Annotated in this window: 8 protein-coding genes; 3 read left to right on the top strand and 5 right to left on the bottom strand. The window is 57.6% G+C overall.

Annotated elements, in window-relative coordinates:
- Positions 1-106 precede the first annotated feature (106 nt).
- Positions 107-997 (top strand): LysR substrate-binding domain-containing protein, encoded by an 891-nt coding sequence (locus tag ACR0KM_RS06810; RefSeq protein ID WP_480821039.1) that lies wholly within the window; start codon positions 107-109, stop codon positions 995-997.
- Between the two features lie 12 nt (positions 998-1,009).
- Here the strand turns inward: ACR0KM_RS06810 and ACR0KM_RS06805 are convergent, their stop codons facing one another.
- On the bottom strand, positions 1,010-1,591 hold the full coding sequence (locus ACR0KM_RS06805) for a carboxymuconolactone decarboxylase family protein (RefSeq protein ID WP_480821041.1): 582 nt from the start codon (positions 1,589-1,591) through the stop codon (positions 1,010-1,012).
- 154 nt (positions 1,592-1,745) lie between these two features.
- On the opposite strand from ACR0KM_RS06805, the gene ACR0KM_RS06800 reads away from it, so the two are divergent.
- Complete coding sequence (locus tag ACR0KM_RS06800; RefSeq protein ID WP_480858489.1) at positions 1,746-2,852, top strand: hypothetical protein; 1,107 nt, start codon at positions 1,746-1,748, stop codon at positions 2,850-2,852.
- Here ACR0KM_RS06800 and ACR0KM_RS06795 read toward each other — a convergent pair whose 3' ends face one another.
- Genes ACR0KM_RS06795 through ACR0KM_RS06780 form a run of 4 tightly spaced genes read right to left on the bottom strand, consistent with a single transcriptional unit; the run spans position 2,853 to position 5,762 of the window.
- On the bottom strand, positions 2,853-3,902 hold the full coding sequence (locus ACR0KM_RS06795) for an aromatic ring-hydroxylating dioxygenase subunit alpha (protein WP_480858488.1): 1,050 nt from the start codon (positions 3,900-3,902) through the stop codon (positions 2,853-2,855).
- Positions 3,903-3,907: 5 nt separating this feature from the next.
- A complete protein-coding gene (locus tag ACR0KM_RS06790) occupies positions 3,908-4,243 on the bottom strand; it encodes a carboxymuconolactone decarboxylase family protein (protein ID WP_480821047.1) in 336 nt (111 codons plus the stop codon).
- Between the two features lie 10 nt (positions 4,244-4,253).
- A complete protein-coding gene (locus tag ACR0KM_RS06785) occupies positions 4,254-5,012 on the bottom strand; it encodes an amino acid ABC transporter permease (protein ID WP_480858487.1) in 759 nt (252 codons plus the stop codon).
- Between the two features lie 9 nt (positions 5,013-5,021).
- Positions 5,022-5,762: an amino acid ABC transporter ATP-binding protein gene (locus ACR0KM_RS06780; RefSeq protein WP_480858486.1), complete on the bottom strand. Its 741-nt coding sequence runs from the start codon at positions 5,760-5,762 to the stop codon at positions 5,022-5,024.
- Positions 5,763-5,879: 117 nt separating this feature from the next.
- On the opposite strand from ACR0KM_RS06780, the gene ACR0KM_RS06775 reads away from it, so the two are divergent.
- Positions 5,880-6,650, top strand: a complete 771-nt coding sequence (locus tag ACR0KM_RS06775) for a transporter substrate-binding domain-containing protein (RefSeq protein WP_480858484.1) — start codon at positions 5,880-5,882, stop codon at positions 6,648-6,650.
- The last annotated feature ends 28 nt before the right edge of the window (positions 6,651-6,678 follow it).

The following is a 6,678-nucleotide window of genomic DNA, read 5'->3' as shown; positions in this document are numbered from 1 at the left end:
ACACATCCCGATACACAATCATTTGCAACCTCATACCCCATATGTAAAATCGAGAATATCAATCACTGAATAAAAAAATCCTATAGATGGAAACCATGGGGATCCGATGCGCCACAGCCAGCTCAAAGCCTTTCACAACGTCGCACTGCATGGCGGATTTTCCCGCGCCGCCGAAGCGTTGTTTCTGACCCAGCCCGCTGTGTCAGAGCAGGTCCGCAAGCTTGAACAGGACCATGATCTTTTGCTGTTTCAACGCGAGCGCAAGCGCGTCTTCCTGACACCCGAAGGCGAACAATTGTTCCGCTTTACCAAGCAGTATTTCGAGATCGAAAATCAGATCGAGGATTATTTGTCCGAGTCAAAAGCCTCGATCGATGGCGAGCTGCGTATCATCGCGGATTCCGCCCACCATCTGACCGACTATCTGGGGCCGTTCCGAACGATGTACCCCAATATCACCATCATTGTCCGATCAGGAAACACGAATGAAATTCTAGAGGAACTCCGCGCCTATAACGCCGAGATCGGCATTGTCGGTAGCCCGTCGCCGGGCAACGACATGAGTATGCTCAACCTCGGCGCAACAAACATCGTCGCTTTTGCCGGTCAGGGATTGTTGCCACCTTCCAAAACCACGCTCACATTCAAAGAGCTCCGCAATCTGCCGCTGATATTCCGCGAACAAGGTTCCAAGACCCGCCAGAAACTGGAGGACGAGGCGCGTCGGCGTAAGATCGCGCTGAAACCGGCCATTGTTGCGGAAGGACGTGAGGCAGTCAGGGAATTGGTCGCCTCGGGCGCGGGTGTCGGTTTTGTTTCACGTGCCGAGTTCGGGCGCGACGACCGCTTGCGTCAGATTGAACTGTCAGACGTAGACCTGCAGATGGGCGAAAGCATGATCTATATGACACAACGCCATGAGGTGAAAGTTATTCGCGCCTTCATGGATTTCGTCCGACGTGTGCAGGACGAAAAACAGGCAGCAACGGCAGACTAGGCCTCAGCCCGCTCAGTCATCGCCCTTGTAGTATCCGATCACGTCATTTTCAGTCGTCGCCCCCAATCCGTTCAGCAGACGGTTTGAATAGTTGAAATAGGCGCAGACCTGATTCACCTCGAGAATCTCGCCATCATCACAACCCGCCAGCTTCAACGCCTCGAAATCAGATTTCACCATCTTGCCGACATCTGTCGTCAGCTTGGCTGCATAGCGCAACAAGGCCAGCTCCTTACCCTCAAACACATCCTCGGGGCGGTGCGCCTTCAGGGCGACAAATATGCTGTCACTGCGCGGTTGGTCTTTGATCAGGTTGCGCACATTCATGAAGTGATGCGTCAAAGAATAGGTGCAATCATTAAGAATCGACGTGTAGCTGGCCACCACTTCCAGAAACCAAAACGGCAGCTTGTTGTCCTCGGAATGCAGAACGGACCGATACAGGACCACGTGCCCGTTCATCGTTTCTGGTCGCAGCGAATGCACGCGCATCACGGTGTCGACGGTGCCATGGGGGGTTCGGGCGTTATCCAAAAGCTCTTTCAGGCGGCCGTCCGCCTGTTCGTCAGAGATCATTTCGATCCAGGCGCTCATTCTTGTTCCTCCGGTCGGGTATTTAATCAGCATATGAACACTGCAGCCGGGCGTGTCAGCAGAAAAAATTCGCCAAAGGTCGCTTTCTGACAGTAACGTAAGTGTGAATAGTCTAAAGATACCGCTTGAAATAGCTGACAAGGGAACTAGCGAGATGCAGACTCTCGATATTCGTGATGGTGCCGAGAACCTGCTGATCCGTTGTGCAGGGTTGTCGGCAGGCGACAAGTTGCTGGTCCTGAGCGAAGTTGCAAACAGTCCCTATTATGACCCCGAGATCGCACAGGACATTCTGAACTGCGCGCAGGCACTGGGCATACACGCCACGCTGCGGGCAATTCCGTTCGACCCCATGGGTCCACGGCTGTCCGGTGAGGTCATCGCGGCGATGAAAGCAGCGGATCGCACACTGTTCCTGTCGCGGACCGGCGATCAGATTCGGTTCGATGCAGATCTGGCCGACATACACCCGATCATGTCTTATGTACTGGACAAAGAGGCGCTGGCCTCGGGGTTTGGACGGGCGAACTATTTTGGCTTCGTCGCCCTGAAAAATGCGGTAAACACGCTACTTGCCGGGGCGCGGAATATTCACGTCACCTGTCCATTGGGCACCGATTTCAGCGGTCCTGGCGCCGCTTTTCCCAAAACCGGCGCTTCGGATGTCAGCGTAGCGCGTTTCCCCATGTCCGTCTTTGCACCAGTTCCCGCGCAAGGCTTTCGTGGCACCGTGATGCAGGATGGTTTTCTGGTCGGGACCGGCTCAAAATTCTACGAACCCTATGGCTGCGAGCTGCGCGAGCCGCTTGCGGTACAGTTTGAAAATAGCCGCCTGCTGGGTTTTTCGGGCCATCCGATGGATGTGCATTGCGCTGAAATGCACTATTCGAAAGTCGGCCAGATGTTCGATCTTGACCCGCTGACCATGCATTCCTGGCATGCGGGGATACATCCCGGCTGCGCCTACACAGCGCCTGCCTTCCAGAATTTCGAAAAGTGGAGCGGCTCTGCCTTCGGCAACCCGCGCCTGCTGCACTTCCACACCTGCGGGCATTACGCGCCCGGAGAAATTTCGCTGAACGTGCTGGACCCGACGATCCGCGTCGACGGTGTCGCGGTTTGGGAGGATGGCGTCCTGCACCCCGACCGCATTCCCGGTGGGGCGCAGATTCTTGCGGAATACCCCTGCGTCAAAGCGGTTTTCGACAACCCGGCGCAGGCCGTGGGCCAAGGCGCGAATGGTCGGCTGAGCGCGTCCTGATCAGCCCGCCTCGTCCGCGATCACCCGCGCAACACGCGTGCGAAAGCGCATCGCGCCTGCGTCCAAGCCTAGGTTGATATAGCCGCTCTTGCGACGCGCCATCCCGGTCTGGACATATTCCAGCACCTCTTTGTCTTCGTTGAACGCCATCACCGCGCCTTCGAACATGCGCTGCGACATCGCATCGTCCCCCGCGTGCATATTGCGATGCTGGAACCAGAAATAGCGCGAGGTTTCGGCGTCCACGGGCGTGATGAAGTTGTATGAGATATTGATGAACGCATTGGGCGAGACAGGCCGATCCGCGCCGCCCTCACCTGCGGGCGTGTAGATAGACATATTGATCGCGGTCGACGGCAGCCGGCATTCGTAGTGCTGCTTGCGATCGCAACTGGGACCAAAGGGCAGGATCGGCGCGTAGTAAGGCGGCGCGGGTTCATCCGCGATCCAGCGCGAGACGATGATGCCCCCGTCGGTCTCTTCCACATCCAGCGGGCGATTGTCCGTTCCGGCCCCGGCAAACGAGGTCAGATGCACCCAGGCCACATGGCTGGGGTCCAGCAGATTGTCGATAATGTAGAGGTAGTGACACGCCATCTCCATAGCGCCCTTCTGGGTCTTGCCCCAGTCCGGGTTGTCGAAATTGGGAATGTCGATGATGTCATCTGTGCTAGCCAGATCGGGGTCGCCCATCCACAGCCACAGAAACCCCCAGCGGTCCTCTGCCGGATAAGCGTGGACGGCGGCGCGGCGCGGCGGGTTATCCAGCTGGGTCGGCGCGCTGATGCATTCGCCGCCGCAACCAAAGGTCAGCCCATGATAGCCGCAGACCACATGATCTCCTTCGATAGTTCCGCGTGACAAAGGCAGTTTTCGATGCGGGCAGGCATCCTCCAACGCGATGGCTGCGCCCTTGGTGTCGCGATAGATCACGATCTCTTCGTCCAGCATCCGCACAGCGCTCAATTCGCGGCCAAAATCCTCGGACCGGCCCGCGACGTACCAGCTGTTTCGGATGAACCCTTCGGCTCCGGCCAGATCAGGACGCATGAGGTTTACTCCGAAAACACATCATAGGCCTTTAAGGCCTTGGCACTGTAAGCATATGACGGGCCGCCGCCCATATAGGTCGCCATGGCCAAAGCCTCGCACATCTCCTCGCGTGTGGCCCCCAACCGGACCAGAGACTTGACGTGGAACCCGATGCAGCTGTCGCAGCGGGTCGCGATAGCGATGCCAAGGGCCATGAATTCTTTGGTCTTTTCGCTCAGCGCGCCATCGGTCTTGGCGGCCTTTCCCATGATGCCGAACCCGCGCACGGTTTCGGGCACCTCTTTCGAGAAGCTGCCGATATTGGCCTCGGTTTCGGCCATGAAGTCTTTCCAGTCCATCGCTTTCTCCTTATCCGCGCTCGTCCGCGCCCATGCGGCGCTCCAGCCAGCGCACGCCTGCGCTGATGATCAGGACCAGTATCAGGTATTCGAAGATCAAAAGCGTGTAGATTTCCAACGGACGGTATTCGGTCACCACCAGTTCGTTTGCGCGGCGGGTCAGTTCCTGCATGCCGATGACGCTGGCAAAGGCGCTCATCTTGACGATGTAGATGAACTGGTTCGCCAACGGGGGCAGAATGCGCCGGATCGCCTGCGGCAGGATCACATAGCGCATGGTCTGGAAATAGTTCAGCCCGATGGTTTGCGCCGCCTCGCGCTGACCGCGGGCGATGGATTGAATGCCTGCGCGGTAGATCTCGGCAGTAAACGCGCTGTCCGAGATGGCCAGCGTGATGATCGCGCCCCAGAACGGATCAATGGGCACGTTCATCCCCATTGACTGGAACACGATGGGCAACCCGTAAAACACCCAGAACAGCATCGGCAGCAGGGGAATGGCGCGGATGAATTCGACATAGACCCGATTGACCAGCCGCCAGCCGCGTTTTTCGGACAGACCCGGCAACGCCACCAGCAGGCCGATGACAATCGACATCACCGCCGCGATCAGGGAAATCTGGATGGTCGCGCCCATGCCTGAGATCAGGAACTTGACGTTCGTCCAGCCCGAGTCGGTGGTCGGATTGATCACATACCAGCCCCAGGTCGACGAAGACGAACACCCGGCCAGCAAAAGAAGCGGCGATATCAGAAGAAGTTTTTTCATCGGCCCCACCTAGTGCTGCAGAATTTGAGACAGGAATTTACGGCACCGCTCGGATTGCGGATCGGTGAAGAAATGCTCGGGGTGGCCCTCTTCAACGATCTCGCCTGCATCCATAAAGATCATCTTGTCGGCCACCTTTCGGGCGAATCCCATCTCGTGGGTGACGACAACCATGGTCATCCCGTCCTGCGCCAGCTCGACCATCACATCCAGAACCTCGGAAATCATCTCGGGGTCCAGCGCCGAGGTCGGCTCGTCGAACAACAGCACCCGCGGCTCCATACACAGCGACCGGGCGATGGCGACGCGCTGCTGCTGGCCGCCAGACAATTGGATGGGCCGCTTGTCGGCCTGATCAGGGATATGCACGCGTTCCAGATAGTGCCGCGCCTTCTCCTCGGCCTCTTTCCGGCTGAGGCCACGCGCCTTGATCGGGCCCAACGTCAGATTCTCAAGCACCGTTAGGTGCGGGAACAGATTGAACTGCTGGAACACCATCCCGACCTCGGAACTGATCGCCGCCACGGATTTGGGATCATTCGTCAGCTCGACCCCATCCACCCGGATCGTGCCCTTCTGATGTTTCTCAAGCTGGTTGATACAGCGCACCACGGTCGACTTTCCTGACCCCGAAGGCCCACAGATCACGACCTTTTCGCCGCTGTTCACTGTCAGGTTGATGTCTTTGAGAACGTGAAACGTGTCGAACCACTTGTTCACACCGACAAGCTCGATCGCGGCGTCTTGCATCTGCTGGCCTGCCTTTGTTTTCTGGTCAATTATTTGCTTGAGGTTATCTTTGTCTTTACGCTTAGATCAAGAAACAATGTAGCGGCAATCGCTTAACGCCACCAACGGGAGAAATACATGAAACGGTTTTTGAAAACCGCCGCCGCCGCGGCGCTTGGGTTAGTGCTTGGAACCGCCGCGCAGGCGCAGTCAGCCCTGAACGAAGTGCTGGATTCCGGTGTGCTGAAAGTGGGCACAACGGGCGACTGGAACCCGATGTCGCTGCGCGACCCGGCGACCAACAGCTATAAGGGCTATGATATCGACATCATGAACGCGCTTGCCGCTGATCTGGGGGTCGAGGTCGAATATGTACCCACCGACTGGAAAACGCTGGTCAACGGCGTGGTGGCGGGCAAGTATCATTTGACCGGATCGGCCTCGATCTCACCACCGCGCATGAAAGTTGCGGGTTTCTCGGACAGCTACATCGCGGTCGAGCTATTTCCCTATACAACCAAGGACAAGGCCGACAAGTTCGACGGCTATGATTCGATCAACCAGCCGGGCGTGACGGTTGCAACCACGCTGGGCACCACGTTTGAAAAGCGCGTGCGCGAATGGTTCCCGAATGCCGAAATCAAAGTGGTCGAGGCACCGGCCCGCGGCTTTCAGGAAGTGATCGCAGGCCGCGCGGACGTGTTCATCACCTCGAACATCGAAGGCTCGACCTTGGAAGAGAAATTCCCGGTCGTGCGCGTGAAGAATGCCGGTCCCCGCTCACCCTCGCCCATTGCGATGCTCCTGCCGCAGAACGATCAGGTCTGGATCAATTATGTGAACAACTGGATCGAGGTCAAAAAGGCGCAAGGGTTCTTCGAGGAAAACCGCGCAAAGTGGGGGCTCTGATCTGACCTGACGCCCGGTGTATGCGCCG

The sequence above is a fragment of the Ruegeria sp. G10 genome, assembly GCF_056533645.1.
The sequence above is the reverse complement of the archived record's forward strand: the minus strand, read 5'-3'. Positions and strand labels throughout refer to the sequence as shown.